At 48.6% G+C, this 26,652-nt stretch carries 25 protein-coding genes and 13 tRNA genes; 17 read left to right on the top strand and 21 right to left on the bottom strand.

Annotated elements, in window-relative coordinates:
- Positions 1 to 47: 47 nt before the first annotated feature.
- The 3 genes from AC6R10_RS02565 to flgA form a co-directional block, all read right to left on the bottom strand.
- Positions 48 to 473, bottom strand: a complete 426-nt coding sequence (locus tag AC6R10_RS02565; protein WP_500671351.1) for a flagella synthesis protein FlgN — start codon at positions 471 to 473, stop codon at positions 48 to 50.
- Between the two features lie 34 nt (positions 474 to 507).
- Positions 508 to 825, bottom strand: coding sequence for a flagellar biosynthesis anti-sigma factor FlgM (gene flgM / locus AC6R10_RS02560; protein WP_487903748.1), 318 nt, complete (start codon positions 823 to 825; stop codon positions 508 to 510).
- Between the two features lie 83 nt (positions 826 to 908).
- Entirely contained in the window at positions 909 to 1,667 is a 759-nt protein-coding gene (flgA, locus tag AC6R10_RS02555) for a flagellar basal body P-ring formation chaperone FlgA (protein ID WP_500671350.1), read from the bottom strand.
- Between the two features lie 75 nt (positions 1,668 to 1,742).
- Here flgA and AC6R10_RS02550 point away from each other — a divergent pair, with 75 nt between their 5' ends.
- The 15 genes from AC6R10_RS02550 (at position 1,743) to AC6R10_RS02480 (ending at position 17,805) form a co-directional block, all read left to right on the top strand.
- Positions 1,743 to 2,669, top strand: a complete 927-nt coding sequence (locus tag AC6R10_RS02550; protein WP_334551197.1) for a chemotaxis protein CheV — start codon at positions 1,743 to 1,745, stop codon at positions 2,667 to 2,669.
- A 10-nt stretch (positions 2,670 to 2,679) separates the two neighbouring features.
- On the top strand, positions 2,680 to 3,507 hold the full coding sequence (locus AC6R10_RS02545; RefSeq protein WP_500671349.1) for a protein-glutamate O-methyltransferase: 828 nt from the start codon (positions 2,680 to 2,682) through the stop codon (positions 3,505 to 3,507).
- Between the two features lie 279 nt (positions 3,508 to 3,786).
- Entirely contained in the window at positions 3,787 to 4,182 is a 396-nt protein-coding gene (gene flgB / locus AC6R10_RS02540) for a flagellar basal body rod protein FlgB (protein WP_334551195.1), read from the top strand.
- Positions 4,183 to 4,185: 3 nt separating this feature from the next.
- Positions 4,186 to 4,602, top strand: a complete 417-nt coding sequence (gene flgC, locus AC6R10_RS02535; protein WP_334551194.1) for a flagellar basal body rod protein FlgC — start codon at positions 4,186 to 4,188, stop codon at positions 4,600 to 4,602.
- Positions 4,603 to 4,618: 16 nt separating this feature from the next.
- Complete coding sequence (gene flgD / locus AC6R10_RS02530) at positions 4,619 to 5,329, top strand: flagellar hook assembly protein FlgD (RefSeq protein WP_500671348.1); 711 nt, start codon at positions 4,619 to 4,621, stop codon at positions 5,327 to 5,329.
- 43 nt (positions 5,330 to 5,372) lie between these two features.
- Positions 5,373 to 6,677 (top strand): flagellar hook protein FlgE, encoded by a 1,305-nt coding sequence (gene flgE, locus AC6R10_RS02525; protein ID WP_500671347.1) that lies wholly within the window; start codon positions 5,373 to 5,375, stop codon positions 6,675 to 6,677.
- A gap of 196 nt (positions 6,678 to 6,873) precedes the next feature.
- Entirely contained in the window at positions 6,874 to 7,623 is a 750-nt protein-coding gene (gene flgF, locus AC6R10_RS02520; protein WP_500671346.1) for a flagellar basal-body rod protein FlgF, read from the top strand.
- Positions 7,624 to 7,644: 21 nt separating this feature from the next.
- Positions 7,645 to 8,433 carry a flagellar basal-body rod protein FlgG gene (gene flgG / locus AC6R10_RS02515; RefSeq protein WP_334551189.1) on the top strand — a complete coding sequence of 263 codons (789 nt, stop codon included), beginning with the start codon at positions 7,645 to 7,647 and terminating at the stop codon, positions 8,431 to 8,433.
- Between the two features lie 22 nt (positions 8,434 to 8,455).
- Positions 8,456 to 9,235, top strand: coding sequence for a flagellar basal body L-ring protein FlgH (gene flgH / locus AC6R10_RS02510; protein ID WP_500671345.1), 780 nt, complete (start codon positions 8,456 to 8,458; stop codon positions 9,233 to 9,235).
- Between the two features lie 51 nt (positions 9,236 to 9,286).
- Positions 9,287 to 10,378, top strand: a complete 1,092-nt coding sequence (locus AC6R10_RS02505; RefSeq protein ID WP_334551187.1) for a flagellar basal body P-ring protein FlgI — start codon at positions 9,287 to 9,289, stop codon at positions 10,376 to 10,378.
- Positions 10,379 to 10,388: 10 nt separating this feature from the next.
- Entirely contained in the window at positions 10,389 to 11,300 is a 912-nt protein-coding gene (gene flgJ / locus AC6R10_RS02500; protein WP_334551186.1) for a flagellar assembly peptidoglycan hydrolase FlgJ, read from the top strand.
- Between the two features lie 211 nt (positions 11,301 to 11,511).
- A complete protein-coding gene (flgK, locus tag AC6R10_RS02495) occupies positions 11,512 to 13,386 on the top strand; it encodes a flagellar hook-associated protein FlgK (RefSeq protein WP_500671344.1) in 1,875 nt (624 codons plus the stop codon).
- 9 nt (positions 13,387 to 13,395) lie between these two features.
- Entirely contained in the window at positions 13,396 to 14,589 is a 1,194-nt protein-coding gene (gene flgL, locus AC6R10_RS02490; RefSeq protein ID WP_500671343.1) for a flagellar hook-associated protein FlgL, read from the top strand.
- A 431-nt stretch (positions 14,590 to 15,020) separates the two neighbouring features.
- Positions 15,021 to 16,166, top strand: coding sequence for a flagellin (locus tag AC6R10_RS02485; RefSeq protein ID WP_500631839.1), 1,146 nt, complete (start codon positions 15,021 to 15,023; stop codon positions 16,164 to 16,166).
- Between the two features lie 505 nt (positions 16,167 to 16,671).
- Positions 16,672 to 17,805 (top strand): flagellin, encoded by a 1,134-nt coding sequence (locus AC6R10_RS02480; RefSeq protein ID WP_500671342.1) that lies wholly within the window; start codon positions 16,672 to 16,674, stop codon positions 17,803 to 17,805.
- Between the two features lie 140 nt (positions 17,806 to 17,945).
- Here the strand turns inward: AC6R10_RS02480 and AC6R10_RS02475 are convergent.
- The 18 genes from AC6R10_RS02475 to lolB all read right to left on the bottom strand — a co-directional run bounded on the left by AC6R10_RS02475 (position 17,946) and on the right by lolB (position 24,068).
- A tRNA-Gln gene (locus AC6R10_RS02475) sits at positions 17,946 to 18,020 on the bottom strand.
- Positions 18,021 to 18,047: 27 nt separating this feature from the next.
- Positions 18,048 to 18,132 (bottom strand) — tRNA-Leu (locus tag AC6R10_RS02470).
- A gap of 54 nt (positions 18,133 to 18,186) precedes the next feature.
- Positions 18,187 to 18,263, bottom strand: a tRNA-Met gene (locus tag AC6R10_RS02465).
- 16 nt (positions 18,264 to 18,279) lie between these two features.
- Positions 18,280 to 18,364, bottom strand: a tRNA-Leu gene (locus AC6R10_RS02460).
- A gap of 67 nt (positions 18,365 to 18,431) precedes the next feature.
- Positions 18,432 to 18,506, bottom strand: a tRNA-Gln gene (locus AC6R10_RS02455).
- Positions 18,507 to 18,533: 27 nt separating this feature from the next.
- A tRNA-Leu gene (locus tag AC6R10_RS02450) sits at positions 18,534 to 18,618 on the bottom strand.
- 75 nt (positions 18,619 to 18,693) lie between these two features.
- Positions 18,694 to 18,768: transfer RNA gene (locus AC6R10_RS02445), tRNA-Gln, on the bottom strand.
- Between the two features lie 27 nt (positions 18,769 to 18,795).
- Positions 18,796 to 18,880, bottom strand: a tRNA-Leu gene (locus AC6R10_RS02440).
- 29 nt (positions 18,881 to 18,909) lie between these two features.
- A tRNA-Leu gene (locus AC6R10_RS02435) sits at positions 18,910 to 18,994 on the bottom strand.
- A gap of 56 nt (positions 18,995 to 19,050) precedes the next feature.
- Positions 19,051 to 19,127 (bottom strand) — tRNA-Met (locus AC6R10_RS02430).
- Positions 19,128 to 19,205: 78 nt separating this feature from the next.
- Positions 19,206 to 19,280: transfer RNA gene (locus AC6R10_RS02425), tRNA-Gln, on the bottom strand.
- A 27-nt stretch (positions 19,281 to 19,307) separates the two neighbouring features.
- Positions 19,308 to 19,392 (bottom strand) — tRNA-Leu (locus AC6R10_RS02420).
- A gap of 65 nt (positions 19,393 to 19,457) precedes the next feature.
- A tRNA-Met gene (locus AC6R10_RS02415) sits at positions 19,458 to 19,534 on the bottom strand.
- Positions 19,535 to 19,808: 274 nt separating this feature from the next.
- Positions 19,809 to 20,900: a redox-regulated ATPase YchF gene (ychF, locus tag AC6R10_RS02410; protein WP_500671341.1), complete on the bottom strand. Its 1,092-nt coding sequence runs from the start codon at positions 20,898 to 20,900 to the stop codon at positions 19,809 to 19,811.
- 10 nt (positions 20,901 to 20,910) lie between these two features.
- Positions 20,911 to 21,501, bottom strand: a complete 591-nt coding sequence (gene pth, locus AC6R10_RS02405) for an aminoacyl-tRNA hydrolase (RefSeq protein WP_500671340.1) — start codon at positions 21,499 to 21,501, stop codon at positions 20,911 to 20,913.
- A gap of 110 nt (positions 21,502 to 21,611) precedes the next feature.
- Complete coding sequence (locus AC6R10_RS02400; RefSeq protein ID WP_334551177.1) at positions 21,612 to 22,556, bottom strand: ribose-phosphate pyrophosphokinase; 945 nt, start codon at positions 22,554 to 22,556, stop codon at positions 21,612 to 21,614.
- Positions 22,557 to 22,584: 28 nt separating this feature from the next.
- Positions 22,585 to 23,457: a 4-(cytidine 5'-diphospho)-2-C-methyl-D-erythritol kinase gene (gene ispE / locus AC6R10_RS02395; RefSeq protein ID WP_500625735.1), complete on the bottom strand. Its 873-nt coding sequence runs from the start codon at positions 23,455 to 23,457 to the stop codon at positions 22,585 to 22,587.
- A complete protein-coding gene (gene lolB / locus AC6R10_RS02390; RefSeq protein ID WP_500631948.1) occupies positions 23,457 to 24,068 on the bottom strand; it encodes a lipoprotein insertase outer membrane protein LolB in 612 nt (203 codons plus the stop codon). Before lolB ends, ispE begins: the two co-directional genes overlap by 1 nt.
- A gap of 163 nt (positions 24,069 to 24,231) precedes the next feature.
- On the opposite strand from lolB, the gene hemA reads away from it, so the two are divergent.
- Positions 24,232 to 25,488 carry a glutamyl-tRNA reductase gene (gene hemA / locus AC6R10_RS02385; protein WP_487903619.1) on the top strand — a complete coding sequence of 419 codons (1,257 nt, stop codon included), beginning with the start codon at positions 24,232 to 24,234 and terminating at the stop codon, positions 25,486 to 25,488.
- A gap of 67 nt (positions 25,489 to 25,555) precedes the next feature.
- Positions 25,556 to 26,644: a peptide chain release factor 1 gene (gene prfA / locus AC6R10_RS02380; RefSeq protein WP_334551174.1), complete on the top strand. Its 1,089-nt coding sequence runs from the start codon at positions 25,556 to 25,558 to the stop codon at positions 26,642 to 26,644.
- Positions 26,645 to 26,652: the final 8 nt, after the last annotated feature.

The following is a 26,652-nucleotide window of genomic DNA, read 5'->3' as shown; positions in this document are numbered from 1 at the left end:
TGAGCGCCGTTTTTATATCGTTCTAGCTGTGTAACGTGATAGCGACGTTAGGCTTTGATATTGGTGCCAAGGGTGGTGACGTTACTGGTTTGCCCTTCGGCAGTGTAAGTCATGCCAAGCTTACCCTGGGACTGTTTCATTAGATTGTTGAGTTTGTTGAAGCTCAATTGAGCACGTTGCAATGCTTCACCGTTGACGGCATTGGCCTGCTGGCAATCAGAGATGATGCTGCGGATCTTGTCGACCAGAGGGCTCAACTCTGGATCGCTCGTCAGCGTCTCAACATCGGGGTGTTTCTGAATGCGTTGATCGGTTTGTTGAAGCTTAGAGATCAGATCGACCTTCGCTTTCGCAACCAGTTCGATATCTTTAGAGACGCGACTGGCTATCGCCACTTTTTCTTGCTCTAACAGTGCCGACAATTCGGTTGCGCTTTGCAATTGGAATTCTACAAGCCCTTTTAACGCTGCCATGGTGGTATTGTTTCTTCAGTTCCAAATTCAGTGGTTAAAAACCACCAAGCTCTTTTTCGAATTTCATCATGTTGTCAGCCAGCTTTTCCGGATCCACGGAATAAGAGCCGTTTGCAATCGCTTCTTTGATTGCCGCCACTTTTGCTTTGTCAAAGCTGGGTTGACTTGCCATTTGATTATGCATCTCGCCCACCGCTTTACCTTGTGTGCTGAGGGACACCGAATCTTGCGCTACACCCGACTTGCTCGAAGAGTCACTTGTACTGGATGTTGCGTTCGTTTCACTGCGCGAGGGGCTACGAGTGGACGTGGTTAACGTCTGCCCTGCACGAATGTTATCAATACCTGCCATGTTTGAGCCTTTTAATTAGAGGATGACCTGTACTGTCACTATCGACTACAGGGCGAATAACTTTAGTGCTTTTTCAACCAAAGTTAAAAAATAACCGTGACTTCTGAAATGCCTGTTACTCTGCCTTCAATTATACGGTTGGATTTACTATTTTTCACTCTTATCTGCTCACCATGAGATCCATCTGTCAAAGCCACGCCTTTGGTGGTGATGGTCATACCAGACTGTACGGCGCGAATGGTGACGGTTTCATTGCGGCACACCACGCAAATATCACGGTTTTCGACTACGTCACCCGCGTTCATGTTTTTTTTTGCTTTGGCTCCAATGACCGCATCGAGCGAGGAAAAACCTTGCCGTCTGAAGCGTTGCAAATCGACCATGCTGATTGTAATGTCGTGCGCTGCAATGATTTGCCCACGGGAAATTGGGCTCAGTAGAGTGACTTGTGGACCGGTTCTCGTCAGGCGAACGGGCACATAGACTCGCCAGTTATCCGCTTCACACTCGATTTGGACGGTAATATTACTGGCCATTGGGTTGGTGGAGCTAGAGGATGCCACGAGCGGCTCGGGGCAATCTGTGGCAAAAATACGACTATCGATGGAGGCGGCGTCTGCCTCCAAAGTACCACCTGTCGGCCATTCGACATTGGCTAAAATGTACTCTTGAGCGGCATTTTGTATGGCAAATATCTGAGCTTCGGTAGCGGAATTGACTGAAAAGCTAAAGAAAATACACAAAACACCGATAGACGTATAAACTCTTTTAAATAAAGCTCTACACTTAGTGAAAGAACAACTAGTGGAAATTGAACAAAACTGTGATTTTAGGTTCTTCATTCTGTTTCCTAGAATTTCTTAGCTTGTAGTAGACTATCATTTTTTGACACGAAAGTTTTAGATGGAGATGAGCTTATGACCGGTATTCTTGATTCTGTGAATCAGCGTACGCAACTCGTCGGTCAAAACCGATTGGAACTCCTTACCTTCCGCCTGATGGGGCGTCAGCGTTATGGAATAAACGTATTCAAAGTAAAAGAGGTGCTCCAATGTCCTAAGCTTACTTCTATGCCAAATCTGCACCGTTTGGTGAAAGGGGTCGCCCACATTCGTGGCCATACGGTTTCTGTCATTGATTTAAGTTTAGCCATCGGTGGACGTCCGACCACAGATGTAGAAAAAGCTTTCGTTGTCATTGCCGAGTTCAACCGCTCTATTCAAGCGTTTTTGGTCACCTCTGTAGAGCGCATCATCAACATGCATTGGGAAGCGATCTTGCCGCCGCCAGATGGCGCGGGTAAAGCCAACTACCTCACCGCGGTCACCAACATCGATAACGAGTTGGTAGAAATCCTCGACGTAGAGAAAATCCTTGCAGAAATCGCGCCGGTTGATGAAACCATGGATGCATCCATCGGTGAGGAAATCGCCCAAGCAGAGACAGAAAAACAGATCGTTCGCCGAATTCTCATTGCCGATGACTCCACTGTGGCACGTAAGCAGGTAGAAAGAGCGATTACGTCAATTGGCTTTGAGGTTATTGCGGTTAAAGATGGGAAAGAAGCGTACGAAAAGCTGGTGGAAATGGCCGCTGAAGGCAGTATTTATGACCAGATTTCCTTGGTGATCTCAGACATCGAAATGCCAGAGATGGATGGTTACACCTTAACGGCCGAAATTCGCCGCAATGCGGATTTGAAAAATTTGTACGTTATCCTTCACTCATCACTCAGTGGTGTCTTTAACCAAGCGATGGTTGAGCGGGTAGGTGCCAACTCATTTATTGCGAAATTCAATCCTGATGAGCTAGGTAATGCAGTGAAATCTGCGCTGACTAACTAAAGAGAACTGAATGACAGCCATAACAATAAGCGATCAAGAATATCGTGATTTCAGCCGTTTCCTCGAAGCGCAATGTGGCATTGTGCTTGGGGATAGCAAGCAGTATCTCGTTCGGAGCCGCTTGAGTCCACTGGTGACCAAGTTTAAGTTGGCCTCTTTGTCTGACCTGTTGAGAGATGTGGTCACTGGGAGAAACCGTGAGTTGCGTGTTGCCGCTGTGGATGCGATGACGACCAACGAAACCTTATGGTTTCGTGATGGTTACCCATTTACAGTATTGGCCGACAAGCTTCTGCCCGAAGCGGCCGCGAATAAGCGCCCAATCAAAATATGGTCAGCGGCTAGTTCGTCGGGTCAAGAACCCTACTCTATGGCAATGACAGTGTTGGAGACGCAGCAACGCAAACCAGGCTTGCTACCGAGTGTGGCGATTACGGCAACGGATATCTCATCTAGCATGTTGGATATGTGTCGAGCGGGTATCTATGACAACCTTGCGCTAGGGCGAGGTCTCTCACCCGAGCGTCGTCGTACCTTCTTTGAAGATGCCGGAGACGGCCGAATGAAAGTGAAAGACAATGTGAAGCGTTTGGTGAACTTTCGACCGCAGAACTTAATGGAAAGTTATGCGTTACTGGGTAAATTTGACATCATTTTCTGTCGTAACGTGTTGATCTACTTCTCGCCGGATATGAAATCAAAAGTGCTCAACCAGATGGCCAACAGTCTTAACCCCGGTGGTTATTTGTTGCTTGGCGCATCGGAGTCACTCACTGGGCTGACAGACCGTTTTGAGATGGTACGTTGCAACCCAGGTATTATTTACAAGCTCAAGTAGTCCTCTCGCTCTCATTCAAATCCCAGCCTTGTGGCTGGGATTTTTTTTCCTGCCATACTTTGAAGTATCTATCCGTAGCAAAATGCCTATCCGTAGCAACGGTGACAACGACAAACACGGGTTCCTAACGGAGCGGAAATTGGCTCGTTAATTGCAAAACAAAACATGAGTGCCTCTGTGCACTTGATTAAATGGCTTAACAATGGCAATTCTAAAAGTTGGTACGCTAATTGCTAAATCATTTAATAATATCGGTCAGTTCTTTGAGTAGAGGTCAACATGGCTATTTCTTTCGACAATGCACTAGGTATCCACCAACATACGGTGGGTGTACGTGAGCGTAATGCTGAGGTGATTTCCACCAATATCGCGCAAGCCAACACGCCTGGGTATAAATCGAAAGGGATGGACTTTCAAAAGGCATTGCAGGCGGCAACGTCGGGGGCAAGTATTAGTCTTAGCCGTACGGATGGTCGGCATATTCCTGCCTCTACTCAGGTGACAGGGGAAGTCATGTATCGTCTTCCAACCCAACCTGACACAGGTGACGGCAACACGGTGGATGTAGATTTAGAGCGTAACTTGTTTATGCAAAACCAAATCAGGCACCAGGCGTCACTGGACTTCCTAGGCAGTAAGTTCAAGAACTTAACCAAGGCAATCAAAGGGGATTAATAGATGAGCTTATTTAACGTTTTCAATGTCACTGGTTCTGCGATGAGCGCTGAATCTGTTCGTCTAAATACCACCTCGAGCAACTTGGCGAACGCGGACAGTATCTCAAGCTCTGCGAAAGATACCTACAAGGCTCGCCATGCAGTATTTGGTGCTGAGTTAAGTAAGGCAAAGTATGGCCGCGACCATATGGTGCCGGTGAAGGTAATGGGGATTATTGAAAGTGATAAACCGCTCACTGCGGAGTACAACCCTGACCACCCACTTGCCAATGATGAAGGGTATATCTACAAACCCAACGTCAATGTGATGGAAGAAATGGCCAACATGATTTCTGCTTCTCGTTCATACCAAACGAATGTTCAAGTGGCAGATGCAAGCAAACAAATGCTGCTGCGTACGCTGCAGATGGGTCAATAGGGATAGGAGGTAACGTATGGCCGATGGCATAAATAATGTTGGTCAAAACGGCTTGTCCTATATCGACCAGCTTAAACAGCTTCAAGAGAAGAATAAGCCCAATGAGACCACAGGTAAGCAAGATCTTAAACAAGAAGACTTCTTATCGCTACTCACTAAGCAGCTTGCTCAGCAAGATCCGTTTAAGCCGGTCAGTAATGACCAGATGATTGCGCAAATGGCGTCATTTGCGACGGTAGATGGGATTGGCAAAATGAACACTCAGTTCGAAACGCTTAATACCTCTATGACGTCGAACCAAGCGCTTCAAGCCTCGTCATTAGTAGGACGTGATGTATTAGTCCCTGGCGCTTCGGGTGTGAAGAAGGACACTGGCAGCATGGCTGCGATGGTCAAACTTCCCCAATCCGTAGACAGCATGATGGTGCGCATTGAAGACCAAATGGGCCAACTTGTTCGAACCTTCGATGCTGGTGCTAAGCCTGCGGGCGACAACCGAGTCGAATGGGACGGCAAGGATCAAAACGGTAATCCATTGCCGGCTGGCAAATACAAGGTGAGAGCCGCGGGTTTGCTAGATGGAGAATCTAAAGAGTTTGAGGTATCCACCTATGCAAACGTCAATAGTGTTCTCTTAGGTAAAGGCGATGGTAACGTACTACTCAATCTGGCTGGCTTCGAGTCGCCAGTTCGACTTGCTGAAGTACTAGAAGTTGGCAAAGCGTAACGTGTTAGTGATAAACGACGCTAGCTAGATAGGAGATTTTGGAATGTCATATATTGCACTTAGCGGATTATCCGCAGCTCAGTTAGATCTGAACACCACCAGTAACAACATTGCGAACGCAAACACGTTTGGTTTCAAAGAGTCGCGTGCAGAGTTTGGCGATGTGTACTCTAACTCACTGTTCACTCAGGCTAAAACTGCGCCCGGTCAGGGTGTGCAAGCCGCCCAGGTTGCACAGCAGTTCCATGAAGGTTCTAGTATTTATACTAATAACCCAATGGATTTGCGTGTCTCTGGTACGGGCTTCTTTGCTGTGGCCAAGGATAGACTGACACCATCATCGAATGAGTTGACGCGTAACGGTGCGTTTCATCTCAATAAAGATAACTACATGGTGACGGCGAACGATGAGTTTTTGTTGGGGTATCAAGTCAACCCTGATACGGGGGATGTGCTGTCTTATGAGCCAGGTCCACTCAACATTCCAAAAGAGTTTGGTAAACCGAAACAGACCGCAAATATCGAAGTCGGGGTAAATCTTCCTGCGGGTGGTGAGCTGAAAGATCCGACTTTATTCGATTATACCGATCCTGAAACGTACAACCGCTCTACGTCATCGACGATTTATGATTCGATGGGCCAGTCGTACAAACTGACGACCTACTATCTAAAAGATCAAAATCAGGCAAATACATGGCAGACCTACTATACGGTGACGGATCGAGCGGGTGAGAAACCACTTAATATCGTGGGTGGTGATGCAACGACACCAACGGGGCATATCGGTCACACTATGCAGTTCAATAATGATGGTACGCTTGCCAGCCTTAACAGTGGTCAGAACATTGTTTCTGAGCCTTTGGGCGCAGGTGCTAACCCGATTGACTTGAACGGTGCTGACATCAACCAGACGTTGTCTTTCAGTCTCGATAGTGCGACTCAGTTTGCCGCACCTTTCGAGTTGACCAAGTTTGATGAGGATGGTGCGACAACCGGCTTCTTGACTAAAGTTGACTTTGATGAGAACGGCAGTGTTTTGGGGACTTACTCTAACGGTGAAGCTATTTCGCTAGGTCGCGTTGCATTGGTTCGTGTTGCTAATGAGCAAGGCTTAGACAAAAAAGGTGGCACCCAATGGGATTCCACTCAAAAGTCTGGTGCCAAAGTGTGGGGTGAATCGAACAAAGGTTCTTTCGGCAGTATCAATAGTGGTGTGCTAGAGCAGTCCAACATTGATATGACTCAAGAGCTGGTGGATCTGATTTCAGCCCAGCGCAACTTCCAAGCGAACTCACGTTCACTTGAAGTGCACAACCAAACTCAACAAAATATCCTTCAGATTCGTTAATTGAATCGTACGCAATCTTCTGAATAGCAAACCAACGGCAATCGTTGGTTTGCTATTGTTGCCTCTAGCGGCAATTGCCGCCTCAATCTCATTTCATATCGCCATTTTTCTTTGCAACTAACTGATAACATTTGTTTGTTTTTGTTGGCACGCCAATTGCTTTAAATGATCTAAATTGTGATTGTTGGAGCAAATTATGGATCGTGCACTGTTTCTCGCTATGAGCGGAGCAAAGCAAAATATGCAAGCGATGCAGCTAAGAGCGAATAACCTGGCAAACGTCAGTACCACGGGGTTCCGTGCTGATTTGGCGCAAGCCCGCTCGATGCAAGCATACGGCAATGGTTTGCCAAGCCGCGTATTTAGCATGACAGAGCGACCTGGCCATAATTTTCAGCAAGGCAGTGTGATTACCACTGGGCGAGATCTCGATGTCACTATTGAAGGTCAAGGTTGGATTGCCGTTATGGACAAGACAGGCAAAGAAGGCCTGACCCGAAACGGTAACCTCAATATTGACGTCAATGGCTTACTTACTAATGGTAATGGCAACTTGGTTTTGGGCGAGACAGGCGCACCGATCACCTTACCGATTCCGTTGAGCAAAGTGGAAATCGGTACCGATGGGACGATTTCTGTCGTGCCGCAAGGTGCCCCAGCGGATGCGATCGAAATCGTTGATCGCATCAAACTGACACGCAACGATAACCAATCACTGTATAAAGATGTCAATGGCCTCTTCCGCGCCAAAGATCCTAATGCAGCTTACGAGGCGGATGCCGGCGTAAAACTGCTCAAAGGCGCGTTAGAGGGCAGCAACGTGAATGCCATCGGAGAGATGACCAGCTTGATTGATCTTCAACGACAATTCGAAATGCAGGTCAAGATGATGAGCACAGCAGAAGACATGGACAAAGCGTCTGATTCTCTGCTTCGTATGAGCTAAGACAGTTTCTAGGAGAGAATTATGCAACCGGCATTATGGGTAAGTAAGACGGGCTTAGATGCTCAGCAAACCAATATTTCGACCATTTCCAACAACTTGGCTAACGCCTCGACGGTGGGTTTTAAGAAAAGCCGTCCTGTGTTTGAAGATTTGTTCTATCAAAACATCAACCAGCCGGGTGGCCAATCTTCGCAAAATACCGAATTGCCAAGTGGCTTAATGCTCGGCGCGGGTTCTAAGGTCGTGGCAACGCAGAAGGTGCATACCCAAGGGAATACGCAAACGACCAACAACAGCCTCGACATGATGATCGAAGGCGACGGTTTTTTCCAAATATTGATGCCGGATGGCAACATCGGTTACACGCGCAATGGTCAGTTCACCGTCAACAGTGAAGGTGTGATTGTCACGTCTGGTGCGGGGTACTCCTTAGAGCCTGAAATCACGATTCCAGACGACGCCATCAGCATTACCGTTGGTACGGATGGGGAAGTCTCTGTGCGCGTGAGAGGTCAGCAAGATAACCAAGTCCTAGGGCAAATTACCACGGTTGACTTTATCAACCCTGGTGGTCTTGAGCCGATTGGTCAAAACCTCTACTTACCAACCGGTGCCAGTGGTGATCCTCAAGAAGGCGTACCGGGTTTTGATGGGTTTGGTGAAGTACGTCAATCGATGCTAGAGACCTCGAACGTGAACGTGACGGAAGAGTTGGTCAACATGATTGAAGCGCAGCGCGTGTATGAAATGAACTCAAAAGTCATCTCTGCCGTCGATAAGATGATGAGCTTCGTAAACCAGCAATTGTAATGGGATTAGGGTGGTTAGCATTATGAGAGTCATAACTGTATTACTTGTGATGACCATGGCGGGTTGCTCAGCGTTTGACATGCCATTGGAAACGCCTGAAGAGATTCAAGGGACCACAAGTGTTGATGCTGTCGAAGGCGATAAATCGCAAGATGAAAGCTCTGGCATTATTGACACCCTCCGAGGACGTAGCGACCCTGTCGCTGGCGATCCCGCTTGGGCACCAATTCATCCCAAGCATGAGCCGGAGCACTATGCAGCGGCAACCGGTTCGCTGTTTAATACCGGAAAAATGACCGTCAGTTTGTACGACGATTCTAAACCGAGAGGCATCGGTGACATCATCACCGTCACTTTGGATGAGAGTACAAAAGCGGCGAAAAGCTCAGACGCTGATCTGTCAAAAAATAATGATGCGTCGATGGACCCGCTGGAAGTGGGTGGTCAACAGCTGACCATTGGCGACTACAACTTTTCGTATAACTTAAGTAATGATAATTCGTTCAGTGGCAGCGCGGCGGCGAACCAAAGTAACAGCATTTCAGGCTCGATTTCGGTCGAAGTGATTGAAGTTCTGGCCAACGGAAACTTGGTGATTCGCGGTGAAAAGTGGTTGACCCTCAACACAGGGGACGAATACATTCGCTTAAGCGGTACCATCCGTCCGGATGACATCGACTACGACAATACCATTGCGTCAACGCGTATTTCGAATGCCCGAATCCAGTACTCTGGTACGGGAACGCAACAAGATATGCAAGAACCTGGATTCTTGGCACGATTTTTTAATGTCGCTCTTTAATCCCGTTTGATGTCGATGTTTTGTCATTGCGTTAGAGAAAAAGGTGTCCCCATGAAAACGTTGTTTGTCTTCCTCATTAGCTCGCTGCTTGTTGTGACACAAGCTCAGGCCGCTCGTATTAAAGACGTGGCTCAAATTGCCGGTGTTCGTAGTAACCAACTTGTCGGTTACGGATTGGTCACAGGTTTGCCGGGCACAGGAGAATCGACACCCTTTACCGATCAAAGCTTTAACGCCATGTTGCAAAACTTTGGCATTCAATTGCCGCCCGGCACTAAGCCAAAGACCAAAAACGTTGCCGCTGTGATTGTGACGGCTGAGTTGCCGCCCTTTTCTAAGCAAGGCCAGACGGTTGATGTGACGGTTTCCTCGATAGGTTCGGCGAAAAGCTTGCGTGGCGGTACACTGATGCAGACCATGCTCAAAGGTCTGGATGGGCAAGTGTATGCGGTGGCGCAAGGCAATTTAGTGGTGAGTGGCTTTAGTGCTACCGGCGCTGATGGTTCTAAAATTGTCGGCAACAACCCGACAGCAGGTATGATTTCTAGTGGAGCCATCGTTGAGCGAGAAATCCCATCGCCGTTTAGTCGCGGTGATTACATCACGTTTAACTTGCTTGAATCTGATTTCACCACTGCTCAGCGTATGGCGGATGCCGTTAATAACTTCCTGGGTCCTCAGATGGCCTCAGCGGTGGATGCCACATCGGTGAAAGTGCGTGCGCCTCGTGATGTCACTCAGCGTGTGGCCTTTTTATCAGCGATTGAAAACCTCGAATTTAACCCCGCCGATGGTGCAGCGAAGATCATTGTTAACTCACGTACAGGAACTATCGTTGTCGGCCAGCACGTGCGCTTAAAGCCGGCTGCCGTGACTCATGGTGGCATGACAGTGGCAATCAAAGAAAATCTCAACGTGAGTCAACCGAATGCGTTTGGTGGTGGTGAGACGGTTGTCGTCCCCGACAGCGATATCGAAGTCACCGAAGAACAAGGCAAGATGTTTAAGTTTGAGCCTGGATTAACTCTAGACGATCTGGTTCGTGCAGTGAATGAAGTCGGCGCGGCGCCGTCTGATCTGATGGCAATCTTGCAAGCGCTGAAACAAGCGGGCGCGATTGAAGGTCAGCTGATCATCATTTAACGGGGGCGATATGATCAATAACGGAAATGACATCGGTTTTATTCATGATATCGCCAACTTAGACTCACTGCGCCGTAAAGCGGTCAATGGTGAGGAAGGGGCAGAGCAAGAAGCGCTCAACGCCGCCGCCAAACAGTTTGAAGCGATTTTTACCTCTATGCTGTTCAAATCGATGCGTGATGCCAATTCAACCTTTGAATCCGGCTTGATGGACAGCCAGAACCAACAGTTCTATCGTCAGATGATGGATGATCAGATGGCGAGTGAATTGAGTGCCTCTGGCTCACTCGGTCTTGCCGACATGATTGTGGCGCAGCTTTCCACAGGCCAAGTGGATAATGAAACCGCGAACAACCGCAACCCTGATTTTGAAGCCATGATGGACAAAGTCTCTCGTATTCGTGAAGAGCGTGCCAATGCGCCTGCTGAAATGCGTGCTATTGGAGAGGAACAAGCGAGCACATTCGACTCTCCAGAATCGTTTGTAGCGTCGATGTCGCCTTATGCGGAAAAGGCCGCTCAGGCACTCGGTGTGGACTCATCATTGCTACTTGCCCAAGCGGCGCTCGAAACCGGCTGGGGCCAAAAAGTCATCAACAATTCGCGTGGTAGCAGTAACAACCTCTTCAATATCAAAGCGGACCGCAGCTGGGCAGGCAATAAGATGTCCACTCAAACTCTTGAATATCATCAGGGTGTGCCAGTACAAGAGCGAGCAGCATTTCGTTCTTATGCTAACTTTGAAGAGAGTTTTAACGACTATGTGCGCTTCCTCAATCAAAACCCTCGCTACACCACTGCGCTCAAGCACAATGGCGATGATGAGGCGTTTATTCGCGGCATTCATGATGCCGGTTATGCCACAGACCCCGATTACGCGGATAAAGTGCTGAGTGTCAAACGACGCATTGATAGCATGTAATAGCTTGACCGATAGGGTCTCTCAGCAGACCCTATCACCACCCACCACCCACCACCCACCACCCACCACCCACCACCCATCACCCATCACCCCTAATCCAGTCAATCTTCTCCAACACACACTCTCGAAAATTAACCCTGGCACACATATTGCTATCTAAGCCTATAGGCAATCAGTAAACACTGATAAATAAAGGTTTCTTGGGGGCAATATGGCGTCTGATCTTCTGAATCTTGGTTCGCAAAGCGTGCTGACGGCTCAGAGACAATTGAACACCACAGGGCACAACATCTCGAACGTGAATACCGAGGGTTACAGCCGTCAGTCGGTGATACAAGGCACAAACATGCCGCGTCAATATGGCGGGGAAACCTACGGTATGGGCGTGCATGTGGAAAAAGTTCGCCGCTCATGGGATCAATTTGCCGTTAATGAACTCAATGTCTCGACCACCAATTACGCGCACAAAGTCGACGATGAAGCGAACTTAGAAATGCTGTCGAACATGCTCTCCTCGGTTGCCTCGAAAAAAATCCCAGAAAATCTCAATGAGTGGTTTGATGCGGTGAAGTCGCTTGCCGACAGCCCCAACGATGTCGGGGCACGTAAAGTGGTGCTCGAAAAAGCCAATTTGATCACCCAAAACCTCAATGATTTCCATGAGACCATTCGCCGTCAGTCGGATGTGACCAATAAAAAACTCGATCTTGGTGTCGAGCGAATGAATCAACTGGCGCTTGAAATACGTGATTTACATCGTTTGATGATGAGAACACCTGGGCCGCACAACGATTTGATGGACCAACACGAAAAGCTGGTGGCTGAGCTGTCTGAGTACACCAAAGTGACCGTGACTCCGCGCAAGAATGCGGAAGGGTTCAACATCCATATCGGTAACGGGCATACCTTAGTGTCAGGAACGGAAGCGAGTCGCTTAACCATGATCGATGGTTACCCAGATGTTCATCAGCGCCGCTTAGCCATGATTGAGGGTAAAGGCATCAAAGCGATTACCACTAAAGATATTGATGGCAAAATGGGCGCTATGCTCACTATGCGTGATGATAAGATCCCCCAGCTTATGGATGAGCTTGGCAAACTCGCCACGTCGTTTTCTTATGAAGTGAATAGATTACAATCTCAAGGTCTTGATCTTAGGGGGGAAATTGGTGGTCTGGTTTTTACTGATGTCAATTCAGACATCATAGCTAAATCACGTGTGGTGACAGCCTCAAATTCTAATGCGGATTTAGCCGTGTATATTGAAGATACCACTCGGCTTGAAGGTGGCGAGTATTCTCTCCAGTATCACGACGGTGATTACCTCATTACTCGCCCATCCGGTGAGCAGTTTGCCGTACCTCAAGTAGGTAATGCACTGCAAATTGATGGCTTACGTATTGAAATCAATCAAGATTTAGCGCCGGGCGAACGCGTGTTGATTCGTCCGACCCGCAGTGGCGCTGCGCAAATGAAAATGGCCACCAATGATCCGACCGCGATCGCCGCGCAGAGTTATGAAGCTTCGACCACTTTCGCGCAAGGTAAAGCGAAATTCAATATCGAAGAAGTCGGGGAATTGCGCGAGTTTGAAGTGGTGGTATCGCCGGATGGGAAGCAGTTTGCCGTCACGGACACAAAAGGCAAAATTCTCTTGCCGCCCCAAGATTACCCACCGTTTGGTCCTGTCGAGGTTCAAGGTACGATTTTTGAACTGACCGATGGGGCATTGCCGAACGATAAATTTACGGCAAACCTTGTCCCTTCCGAGGGGGACAACGGCAACTTGCTCAAAATGCAAAACATCCAAACCGAGAAAAAACTCAATGATGGTGAGTCGACTATTCTCGATATCTATCACAACCTCAACACCAACGTCGGGTTACAGATGTCTACCGCATCACGTTTAACCGATGTGTCAAGGTTAGAGAAAGAGGCGGCACAAGAGCGTGTAGCGTCTATCTCCGGAGTGAATTTGGATGAGGAAGCCGCCAACATGATGAAGTTTCAGCAAGCGTACATGGCGTCTTCACGCATCATGCAAGCGGCAAACGACACCTTTAACACGATTTTGGCATTGCGATAGGGGGCGTAAATGATCAACCGTATTTCCAGCTTCCATAATTATCAGTCGGTGCAAAATGATCTGCGTCGTCAAGAAGCAAAAGTCCATCATAACCAAGCGCAGCTCGCTTCAGGTAAGAAGTTGATGCGCGCCAGTGATGATCCCTTGGCCACGCACTACATCCAGAATATCGGCCAGCAGAAAGAGCAATTGCGTCAATACACCGATGCCATCGTGCTGACGCGTAATCGCCTTGAGCACCACGAAGTGATTATTTCCAATGCGGAAGAGTACGCCGATGAAGCAAAGCGAACCGTGATGGAAATGATCAACGGTGCGTTGTCCCCTGAAGACCGCATCGCGAAGCGTCGAGAGCTTGAGGAAATCAGCAATAACTTCCTTAACTTGGTGAATGTACAAGATGAATCAGGCAACTACATTTTTGCCGGGACTAAGCCGAAAAACCAACCCTTCTTTCGGGATAAAGATGGCGCTGTGGTGTACGCAGGCGATGACTACCAACGCAAGATGAAAATCTCCAACACGCTTGAAATGCCGATCAACGATCCAGGTAGCAAGCTGTTTATGGAAATAGATAACCCCTTTGGTGATTACGCTCCGGACTACAACCTGGGTGATACCTCTGAGTTGCTGCTTGAGCGCGCGACCAACTTTAATCCTGATGATGATTCGAGCTATAAGGTCACGTTTGTTGATATGCCGGGTGGCAAATATGGCTATCAACTCGAGCGCAACGGCAGTGTGGTGCAGGCTGATACCTTTGAGCCGGCGAAAGGGATCAAGTACGAGGCGTTGACGATTCAGGTCAAAGGCCAAATCGAGAAGGGTGATGAAATCACGCTTGAGCCGCGCAAAAGCTACAGCATTTTCGATACCTTTCAAAAGGCGATGGACTTGTCACAAGGGTCTGTGTCAGATACGTCCAATACCGCACGTTTGCATCGAATGACTCAAGAATTCCATTCGGCGTTTATTCATCTCAATAAAGCGCGCACGGATGTGGGGGCAAGGTTGAGCACGCTCGATATTCAAGAAGAGCAGCATGAAGATTTTAAGATGACGCTCGCTAAATCGAAAAGCAATTTTGAAGATTTGGATTACTCGGAAGCGATCATCGAATTTAACGAAAATACCCGTGCGTTGCAGGCATCGCAGCAAGCGTTCGGAAAAACGAAAGATTTAACCCTGTTTAACTATCTCTAAATGGATCTTTATCGCCTAAGTTGATGCTTAACACTCTTGGTGATTAGGTTGTCTGACAGAAGTTCAGGATAACCAATGGGTTCGCTCCATGCCTTATGTGCTACGCCTTAAGTGCCGAGCAAAACCCACTAGCCTGTGTGTCGGCAAACCTTGCCACCGAGCGGCAATTATCGCGTGCCGCTCACTAGCAAGCACAGATTAACTAAGCGCATCTCGACGGAAGTGATATTTATAACTATTTGATAGTTAATTAAAATAAATTGATTTGGCTATTTTTTGTTAAGTTGGCATACAACTTGAATTAGTAAAATCAGAGTAGAAATTTTTAAGCCGGCTACCGCCTGCTTAGCAAGTCATACACGGTCAGTGCTTCCAAATGAGATTAAGCTGGCCGCTTCGCAAGAACTTGCGACTCACTAGGAGAGCAAACTATGACCATTACAGTCAACACTAACGTGTCAGCAATGACCGCGCAGCGTTACCTGAATAAAGCGACTGGCGATTTGAATACGTCGATGGAGCGCCTATCTTCAGGTCAAAAAATCAACAGTGCGAAAGACGATGCAGCGGGTCTGCAAATCTCAAACCGTCTGACTGCTCAGTCTCGTGGTTTAGATGTCGCGATGCGTAACGCCAATGACGGTATCTCGATTGCACAAACCGCAGAGGGGGCGATGAACGAGTCGACCTCGATTCTGCAACGTATGCGTGATTTGTCGCTACAATCAGCGAACGGCACCAACTCTGCCTCAGAGCGTCAAGCGCTGAACGAAGAAGTGTCCGCACTGCAAGATGAGCTTAACCGTATTGCAGAAACCACCTCTTTTGGTGGACGTAAGCTGCTCAACGGATCATTTGGTGAAGCGTCATTCCAGATCGGTGCCAGCTCGGGTGAAGCGATCATCATGGGATTGACCAGCATTCGTGCCGATGATTTCCGCATGGGAGGCCAGTCGTTCATCTCGGATGCCGAGAAGGGTAAAGACAAAGACTGGGGCGTGCCTGCCACCGCACGAGATCTAAAATTTGAATTCACCACTAAAGATGGCGAAGCGGTGACGCTCGATATCCTCGCGAAAGAAGGGGATGACATCGAAGAGCTAGCGACGTACATCAACGGTCAAACCGACAAACTGAAAGCTTCAGTCGATCAAGATGGCAGACTGCAAATCTTTGCCGCTGAGCCTAACTTGGAAGGCAATATGAATATCTCTGGTGGCTTAGCGACCGAGATTGGCCTCAACGGTGGTCCTGGTGTTCAGACCACAGTACAGAGTATTGATGTGAATACTGTGGGTGGCGCACAAAACGCGGTCGGTATCTTGGATGCGGCGTTACGCTACGTAGATTCTCAGCGTGCCGATCTGGGTGCGAAGCAGAACCGACTCAGCCACAGTATTAATAACTTGGCCAACATCCAAGAAAACGTTGAAGCGTCGAACAGCCGAATCCGCGATACGGATTTTGCCAAAGAGACAACGGCAATGACCAAAGCACAAATTCTGCAGCAGGCGGGGACATCGATTCTCGCTCAAGCAAAACAGTTGCCAAACTCTGCGATGTCACTATTGCAGTAGTTGCGAATATCTTCATTAGCGCAGACCCAGACGTGGGGCTTTTGAAGGCATTCAGGCAAACATGGGTGATTGGATAAGCAGAGTTCTCTCTCAAACCTGCTCTGCTTAACCGCTTTACCTGTGTCTTGGTTGCCAGCCCGGAATCATTTCTCTCGATCTCCAAAGGCACTGGTGACCTCTATAGCCCCGGTTCTCTCAAAGGAAAAGGGGCTTTTCTTTTATCTCCAGATTTCTCTTTCTTCAATCAATCGCAATTCTTTCGCACTGATGTCTTAAGTGCACCCGATCGGTCAATAGTCACAAAACTTTAATGATATTTTCTCGAACTCTGAGCTTGCTCAAATTCTATCGATTTTTGCTATGCAACGAGGAGGATTTATCAAAATGCTCTAAAGATAATCAAGTTGGCGTCGCTATAAGGATACTTTGAGAGAACTAATTGGTTTACCGAGACGTCGGAAACCTTTGGACCTCCGCTCTACGGAAATCAATAGGAGACACCATTATGGCGGTTAATGTAAATACCAACGTTTCGGCAATGACAGCTCAGCGCTACTTAAACTCAGCAACATCAGCGCAGCAAGCATCAATGGAAAAATTGTCGTCTGGTTTCAAAATCAATAGTGCGAAAGATGACGCAGCGGGCCTGCAAATCTCGAACCGTTTGAATGTCCAAAGTCGTGGCCTAGACGTCGCGGTACGAAATGCGAACGACGGCATTTCGATGGCGCAAACAGCGGAAGGCGCGATGAATGAAACCACCAACATCCTGCAACGTATGCGTGACCTCTCGCTACAATCGGCGAATGGCTCGAACTCTAAGTCTGAGCGTGTGGCGATTCAAGAAGAGATCACCGCGTTGAACGATGAATTGAATCGTATCGCTGAGACCACCTCGTTTGGTGGCAACAAACTACTTAACGGTACGTTCGCCACCAAATCGTTCCAGATCGGTGCGGACAATGGTGAAGCGGTTATGTTGACGATGAACAACATGCGCAGCGACAACACAATGATGGGCGGTAACAGCTACGTTGCAGCTAACGGTCAAGATAAAGACTGGGCAGTGCAAGCGGGTGCCAATGACTTGACCATCAACGTCACTGATAAGTTTGGCGGTGTGCAAGACATCAACATTACCGCAAAAGAGGGGGATGATATTGAGCAGCTGGCCACTTACATCAACGGTCAAACGGACATGGTGAAAGCGTCGGTTAATGAAGATGGTCAACTTCAATTGTTCACAGATAACAACACGGTAGAAGGCACGGCGACCTTTGGAGGTAGTCTAGCAGGTGAACTGAGCATTGGCCCTGCTAAAGCGGTCACCGTGGATACCATTGACGTTCGCACCGTCGGCGGCGCTCAAGAGTCGGTTGCCATCGTCGATGCTGCGCTTAAGTTTGTTGATAGTCACCGTGCGGAATTGGGTGCATTCCAAAACCGATTCAATCACGCGATCAACAACCTAGAGAACATCAATGAGAATGTTAACGCGTCGAAGAGCCGCATTAAAGATACGGACTTCGCCAAAGAAACCACTGCATTGACTAAGTCTCAGATCTTGTCTCAAGCGTCAAGCTCTGTACTTGCTCAGGCAAAGCAAGCGCCCAACTCAGCGTTGGGGCTTTTAGGCTAAGAAAGTGATTTCTAGCATCTAAAAAGTCATGACTTAATGTTAAATCCAGCCCAAGGGCTGGATTTTTTTGTGCAGAAGAGAAGCGAAAAAGGCAACTGGGCTGAAACGAGAAAACCCAGCCAAAAGGCTGGGTTTTAATATGGCAGGTCTACCTGGATTCGAACCAGGGAATGGCGGCATCAAAAGCCGCTGCCTTACCACTTGGCGATAGACCTGCAGGTGATAGCGATGCTATCGAATAATGGTGCGGAAGGAGAGACTTGAACTCTCACACCTTGCGGCGCCAGAACCTAAATCTGGTGCGTCTACCAATTCCGCCACTTCCGCTTTGTTTATATCATAACCGAACTATGGGTAAAAATCAGCTAGTGTTAATTGTAATGGTGGCTACGACGGGATTCGAACCTGTGACCCCATCATTATGAGTGATGTGCTCTAACCAGCTGAGCTACGTAGCCGAACCTGAATTAAGTATGGTGCGGAAGGAGAGACTTGAACTCTCACACCTTGCGGCGCCAGAACCTAAATCTGGTGCGTCTACCAATTCCGCCACTTCCGCATACTTAATGGTGCCTAGAAGGTCTTTCTAGACGCTTGTAATGAGAAAACTCACCACAAGAAATATATGGCAGGTCTACCTGGATTCGAACCAGGGAATGGCGGCATCAAAAGCCGCTGCCTTACCGCTTGGCGATAGACCTGCAGGTGATAGCAATGCTATCGAATGATGGTGCGGAAGGAGAGACTTGAACTCTCACACCTTGCGGCGCCAGAACCTAAATCTGGTGCGTCTACCAATTCCGCCACTTCCGCGAATCATAGTGCTCAAGTTACTCAATAGTGAGTAAATTCAGCGGTTTTCAGTCTGGCGAGACTAAAAACAAAATATGGCAGGTCTACCTGGATTCGAACCAGGGAATGGCGGCATCAAAAGCCGCTGCCTTACCGCTTGGCGATAGACCTGCAGATGATAGCGATGCTATCGAATGATGGTGCGGAAAGAGAGACTTGAACTCTCACACCTTGCGGCGCCAGAACCTAAATCTGGTGCGTCTACCAATTCCGCCATTTCCGCATAATCAAGTTCAGAGTTGTTTATCAAGATGGTGCGGAAGGAGAGACTTGAACTCTCACACCTTGCGGCGCCAGAACCTAAATCTGGTGCGTCTACCAATTCCGCCACTTCCGCGTCTTGAACTCTGTACACAACTGATCAATTGGTAAAAATCAGTGGTGTTGATTTAATGGTGGCTACGACGGGATTCGAACCTGTGACCCCATCATTATGAGTGATGTGCTCTAACCAGCTGAGCTACGTAGCCACTCGTGAGCGAGACAATATAAACCCTCACGCTCTGATAGACAAGCCCTTTATAATAAAAGGCTCAGCTATGTAAAAATGGCAGGTCTACCTGGATTCGAACCAGGGAATGGCGGCATCAAAAGCCGCTGCCTTACCGCTTGGCGATAGACCTGCAGGTGATAGCGATGCTATCGAATAATGGTGCGGAAGGAGAGACTTGAACTCTCACACCTTGCGGCGCCAGAACCTAAATCTGGTGCGTCTACCAATTCCGCCACTTCCGCATTATTCTGTCTAGAGTTAGCTCTAGAGGTTTCCAGTCATGTATCATCACTAGAAACAAAATGTATGGTGGCTACGACGGGATTCGAACCTGTGACCCCATCATTATGAGTGATGTGCTCTAACCAGCTGAGCTACGTAGCCACTCTGTGTCCCTTTCGGCTTCGTTTAAAAACGATATGCCTTATTGTCGGGAACGGCGCGCATTATGCGAAGTTGAGGCAGAGGCGTCAATAGTTTTTTTGAATAAATCCGGATAAACCAGCTGTTCGATTCCTTTTTAAACAAAGAGGCGTGTAAACAGGCAAAAACAGGTAACATTTTGGCGTCAATCTCTTTACTTAACTTAGGCTTGCTGGGGGAGAAAACAACAAAGCCAGCAGAGTTGCTGGCTTTTAAGTCAATCACTTGCGCAATTTTATACGTTAAAGCGGAAGTGGATAACGTCACCATCTTTGACGATGTAGTCTTTACCTTCTAGACGCCACTTACCGGCCTCTTTTGCACCGCTTTCACCGTTGAACTGGATGTAGTCGTCATAGCCGACAACTTCTGCGCGGATAAAGCCTTTTTCAAAATCCGTGTGGATCTTACCTGCTGCTTGTGGGGCGGTTGCACCGACAGGGATAGTCCAAGCACGTACCTCTTTGACACCTGCGGTGAAGTAGGTGTGTAGGGTCAAAAGCTCGTAACCAGAGCGGATAACGCGGTTTAGGCCCGGCTCTTCAATGCCCATATCCGCCAAGAACTCTTCACGATCTTCGTCGTCGAGCTCAGAAAGCTCAGATTCGATCGCTGCGCAGACGGCCACAACCACGTTGTTTTCTTTTGCTGCGTACTCACGTACCGCATCCAGGTACGGGTTGTCCTCAAATCCGTCTTCGTTGACGTTCGCAATATACATGGTTGGCTTGAGCGTTAGGAAGTTGAGGTAACCAATGGCATCTAACTCTTCTTTCGACAACTCAACGGTACGCGCCATACCACCTTCGGTCAGTACTGGGAGTAGCTTCTCTAGGACGGTCAATTCGAATTTCGCGTCTTTGTCGCCTCCTTTGGCTTTTTTAGCGTTACGTTGAATGGCGCGCTCACATGAGTCTAAGTCCGCCATCGCCAGTTCAAGGTTAATGACTTCGATATCTTCGATTGGAGACACTTTACCCGCAACGTGAACGATGTTTTCATTTTCAAAACAGCGAACCACATGGCCAATGGCATCGGTTTCACGAATATTGGCAAGGAATTTATTTCCTAGACCCTCACCGCGAGACGCGCCTGCAACCAAGCCTGCGATATCAACAAACTCCATCGTGGTTGGAAGTATTCTTTGTGGGTTAACGATCTTTGCCAGTGCATCAAGACGAAGATCAGGCACAGGTACCACACCTGTGTTTGGTTCAATGGTACAGAACGGGAAGTTGGCTGCTTCAATACCCGCTTTAGTCAGTGCGTTAAACAGAGTTGATTTACCTACGTTAGGGAGACCAACGATGCCACATTTAAAACCCATGATAGTAACCTTATTCAGCTTTGAACGTGTGTAGACGGTTTTGAGCTTTCGCTAAGCCATCTTTTAAAAGGATGTCTAAACAGCGGACCGATTCATCGGCGGCTGCATCGAGCAGTTCTTGCTCTTTTGCTGGTGCTTTGCCAAGGACAAAACCAGCGACTTTGTCTTTGTGCCCAGGGTGACCAATGCCAATCCTGAGGCGATAGAAATCTTTGTTATTGCCAAGCTTGCTAATGGTGTCACGCAGGCCATTGTGCCCACCGTGTCCACCGCCTTTTTTAAACTTGGCTACACCAGGTGGCAAGTCGAGCTCATCGTGTGCCACCATGATCTCTTCCGTTTTAATTTGGTAAAACTTTGCCATAGCGGCGACCGCTTTGCCGGAGAGATTCATAAAAGTGGTGGGGATCAGCAGGCGGAGATCTTGACCATTGATCAGTATGCGCCCGGTCATACCGAAGAATTTCGGTTCGTTCTTCAAGGTGACCGTGTGGATACGTGCGAGTTCTTCTACCACCCATGCGCCTGCATTATGGCGAGTTTTGGCGTATTCAGGCCCAGGATTGGCTAGGCCGACAAGAAGTTTGATCGGTTGAGTCAAGGTTAGGATCTCTCTTGCAATCTCAAAAAGCGCAGTATGATAGCACAATTTTATCGCCGCAATAAAAAAACACCCCGTAGGGTGTTTTTACATCGGTGCGAGGCTCGATATTAGTTGAACATTGCCGAGATAGACTCTTCATTGCTGATGCGGCGAATCGCTTCAGCAAGCATGCGAGAAAGGCTAAGTGTGGTCACTTTACCGGTCGCTTCCATCTCTTTAGACATAGTGATGGAGTCGGTGACGATCACTTGGTCTAGTACTGAGTTGCCAATGTTTTGTGCTGCGTTACCAGAGAATACGGCGTGTGTCGCGTAAGCAAAGACACGTTTCGCGCCGCGCTCTTTTAGCGCTTCAGCTGCTTTACACAGTGTGCCGCCTGTATCGATCATGTCATCAACGATCACGCAGTCGCGACCTTCAACATCACCGATCAGGTTCATCACTTCAGAGACGTTGGCACGTGGACGACGTTTGTCAACGATAGCAATATCGATGTCACCGAGTGCTTTTGCTGTTGCGCGAGCGCGAACAACACCGCCAAGGTCTGGAGAGACCACAACAGGGTTCTCTAGGCCGCGAGCCTGCATATCTTCAAGCAGTACAGGTGTACCGAAGATGTTATCAACAGGGACATCGAAGAAGCCTTGGATTTGCTCTGCGTGTAGGTCGATAGTCAAAACGCGGTCAACACCGACGTTAGACAGGAAGTCAGCAACAACTTTTGCCGTAATTGGCACGCGAGCAGAACGTACGCGACGGTCTTGGCGAGCGTAACCAAAATAAGGGATAACTGCTGTAATACGGCCCGCTGAAGCGCGGCGCATTGCGTCAATCATCACTACAAGTTCCATTAGGTTGTCGTTGGTCGGTGCGCAGGTAGATTGGATGATGAAAACATCGCTACCACGAACGTTTTCGTTGATTTGTACAGCGACTTCGCCATCAGAAAAACGAGAAACAGTTGCGTCACCAAGGGAGATGTATAGACGATCAGCAATACGTTGGGCTAGTTCAGGTGTAGCGTTACCAGCAAATAGCTTCATATCAGGCACGGTGGAAACCTCAGGGTTGCGTCCAGTTTTAGATAGATTGTGTGTGGGCTAAGCGATACTTAGCCAAAGTCTCGTGTAAAGGCGAAATGTTTTTCCCTTGGGCTACAAAAGCCGAGACGGCGTCAGGTAATTTTTCGAAGACAGATTGTGCCGCATTTTTGCTCGAAAATTCGGCAAAAATGCACGATCCAGTCCCGGTCAATCTTGACGGCGCATATTGTAGCAGCCATGAAAGTTGCTTATCAACCTCTGGGTAAAGCATTCGAACAATTTTTTCGCAATCGTTTCCGTAAGGATCGGCGAGAAGGGTTGTCAGTGCTCGCTTTGGCGAATTTCTGCACAAATCTGGATGGGTGAATATATCCACCGTCGCAATGCTCATAGAGGGTTTGATAACTAAGTACCACTTTTCCTCTGGCGATGCCGGCGTCAGCTGCTCACCCACACCCTCAGCAAAGGCGGCAAAACCTCGGGTGAACACCGGGACATCTGCTCCTAGAGCCAATCCAATCTCGGCGAGAGCATCATCGCTCAGTTCGGTTCGCCATAAGTGATTGAGCGCGACAAGCGTTGTTGCTGCGTTGGAGGAACCGCCGCCAATACCACCGCCCATAGGTAAAATTTTGTTGAGTTCAATATGAGCGCCGAGTGGACATTGACTCGCACTTTTCAGTGCCATTGCCGCTTTCCAGATCAAATTGTCTTCTAGCGCAACGCCCTCGATAGCAGGTGAGAGCGTAATGTTTCCACTGTGATTGGCGGTGATGGTTAACTCATCGCCATAAGCAAGGAATTGAAACAGCGTCTGCAGTTCATGGTAGCCATTGGCTCGTCGGCCTGTGATGTAGAGAAAGAGATTCAGTTTGGCCGGTGAGGGCCATGTGGTGGTTTGGGTAATCATCAGTTCAGTGTCCAGGTCGAAATAATGATGTTGATGGTCGTGTCACCTTGGCGAAGGGCAATGCGTTGTGGTAACGGTGTGGGTAGCCCAGCGACGAGCACATCTTGATACCGTTGGTATTCCAACTGCCAGGTTTGGCCGCTGACCGTTTTGGTTAAGGTAGCGAGCGTGTTGGTCGGGTTGAGTGTGTAATCGTCGGCTTGCGTAGGGCGGCCCAATAGCCAGTCATGGAGATAATCAACGGGAATCGACAGACCCGTTAAGTGTTCAATCAGAGTTTGAGCACTCGGCGCTTGAAAGGTTTGCTCATCCATGGTCTCCACCTTGGCCATGGTGGGCGTGTCTTCTAGCAGTAACACGGTTTGGCCGAGGAAGGTGGTCAGCCTCAGGCGATTCGATTCACTGGCATGGTGCCACTGGAAATTGAGCGATTGTCTTTGGTCTGGGGCGATGTAGCCCAGCTTGCCATTGGCCCGGTATTGCTCGATGGCCGCAAGCTGTTGTTGATGAGTTTGCCACTGCACGTTGGTGGTGCTTTCCATCGTCGCACAGCCATTAAGTAACACGAGCGTCATAAGCGCAAGGATTAGGGATCGCAAATAGAGCGTCATTGCTGATAATTTGTCCGTTTCTTCTGCTGCCATGGGCATCACTATATCATTGATATCACGAACTCATGAAAACATATCCTCAATGCCCTTTCATTAACTTGGGGCATAAAGTAAAATTCCGTCCTCATTTGTTAACTGCCTGATTCAGAGAACCTTCGAATACATGTCTTTGCTTGCTATAGGTATCAATCACAACACGGCCTCAGTGGAACTTCGTGAAAAAGTTGCCTTTGGACCGGAAAAGCTGCCTGAAGCACTCAAGCAACTGAGCGACAATGCCGCCGTCAATGGCAGCGTGATTGTCTCTACCTGTAACCGAACGGAAGTCTACTGCGATGTCAAACCCTCCGGTAAAAGCAAGCTTATTGAGTGGTTATCTCAGTTTCATCAGGTCAGCCCCGAAGAGTTAAAGCCCAGTTTATACATCCATGAAGAGCAGGCCGCTATCAAGCATCTGATGCGTGTTTCGTGCGGGTTAGACTCGCTTGTTTTGGGCGAGCCGCAAATTCTAGGTCAGGTGAAACAAGCGTATGCCGATTCGCGTGAACACCGCTCGGTGGACAGCGCGATGGAGAAGCTGTTTCAAAAAACCTTTTCCGTTGCCAAGCGCGTGCGCACAGAAACGGACATCGGCGGCCAAGCGGTCTCGGTTGCCTACGCCGCTTGTACGTTGGCGAAGCACATTTTTGAATCGCTTGAAGCCTCCACCGTGCTGTTAGTCGGCGCTGGCGAGACGATTGAACTGGTCGCTAAACACCTTTCTGCCAATGGCTGTAAAAAGATGATCGTGGCTAACCGAACCCGAGAGCGGGCCTTGCCACTGGCGCGCGAGTTTGGCGCTGAGATCATCAGTTTGCCTGAGATTCCAGAGCACCTTGGCCGAGCTGACATTGTGATCAGCTCGACGGCTAGCCCGCTACCGATTATCGGCAAAGGCATGGTGGAAAGTGCCATTAAGGCAAGACGTCACCGTCCTATGTTGTTTGTTGATATCGCCGTACCGCGTGATGTTGAATCTCAGGTCGGCGATTTGAGCGATGTGTACCTTTACACCGTCGATGATTTGCAGTCGATCATAGACAGCAACATCGAGCAGCGCAAAGTGGAAGCCATTCAAGCCGAAGCGATTGTTAGCGAAGAGAGCGCGGCGTTTATGTCTTCACTGCGCTCGTTGCAGGCGGTAGATAGCATCCGCGATTATCGCCGCAGCGCGAACGCCATTCGTGAAGAGTTGTTGGCGAAAAGCTTACAAGCACTGGCAACCGGTGCCGATCCTGAAAAACTGCTCCATGAACTCAGCAACAAATTGACTAACCGATTGATTCATGCTCCGACGCGTGCCATGCAAAGTGCTGCGGAGCAGGGCGAGCCTGCAAAGCTTGCTATCATTAGACAAAGTTTAGGCCTAGACGATAACTAGCGGAGTCACTTTGCCGTGCCCGTACGTTATTGATTGTGCCCACTTACCCTATCTTGAGAAATACAGTATGAAACCCTCGATTCTAACTAAGCTAGAAACACTGGTTGAACGTTACGAAGAAGTTCAACACTTACTTGGCGATCCGGATGTGATCGGTAACCAAGATAAATTCCGTGCTCTGTCTAAAGAGTACTCGCAACTTGAAGAAGTCACTCAGTGTTTCCAAGCTTACCAACAAGCTCAAGAAGACTTAGTCGCGGCGCAAGATATGGCCAATGAAGACGACGAAGAGATGCGTGAAATGGCGCAAGAAGAGATTTCAGCGGCCAAAGACGCGATTGAGCGTCTGGAAGCGGAGCTTCAGATTTTACTGCTGCCAAAAGATCCTAATGACGATCGCAACTGTTTCCTTGAGATTCGTGCGGGTGCGGGCGGTGACGAAGCGGGCATTTTTGCTGGTGATCTGTTCCGTATGTACAGCAAATTTGCTGAAAAGAAAGGTTGGCGCATCGAAGTGATGTCTGCCAGTGAAGCCGAGCATGGTGGTTACAAAGAAATGATTGCCAAAGTGAGCGGTGAAGGCGCTTATGGCATCTTGAAATTTGAGTCAGGTGGCCATCGCGTGCAGCGCGTACCGGCAACCGAGTCGCAAGGTCGAGTCCATACCTCTGCATGTACCGTCGCGGTAATGGCGGAAATACCAGAAGCGGAGATTCCTGAAATCAAAGCGGCAGATCTGAAAATTGATACCTTCCGAGCGTCAGGTGCCGGTGGTCAGCACGTCAACACCACGGACTCGGCGATTCGTATTACTCACTTACCAACAGGCACGGTAGTCGAGTGTCAGGACGAGCGTTCTCAACACAAAAACAAAGCGAAAGCGATGGCGGTGTTGGCGGCGCGCATCATTCAAGCGGAAGAGGCAAAACGTGCGGCTGAAGTGTCAGACACTCGTCGCAACCTGTTGGGTTCAGGGGATCGAAGCGATCGCATTCGTACCTACAACTATCCACAAGGCCGCGTTTCTGATCACCGTATTAACCTGACCATTTACCGTTTGAACGAAGTGATGGAAGGGGATTTGGTGAGCTTGGTTGACCCAGTGATCCAAGAGCACCAAGCGGATCAGTTAGCCGCATTAGCTGAAAACCATTAATGGCATTC

Source organism: Vibrio sp. R12-SG2-ISO1 (assembly GCF_059834045.1).
The sequence above is the reverse complement of the archived record's forward strand: the minus strand, read 5'-3'. Positions and strand labels throughout refer to the sequence as shown.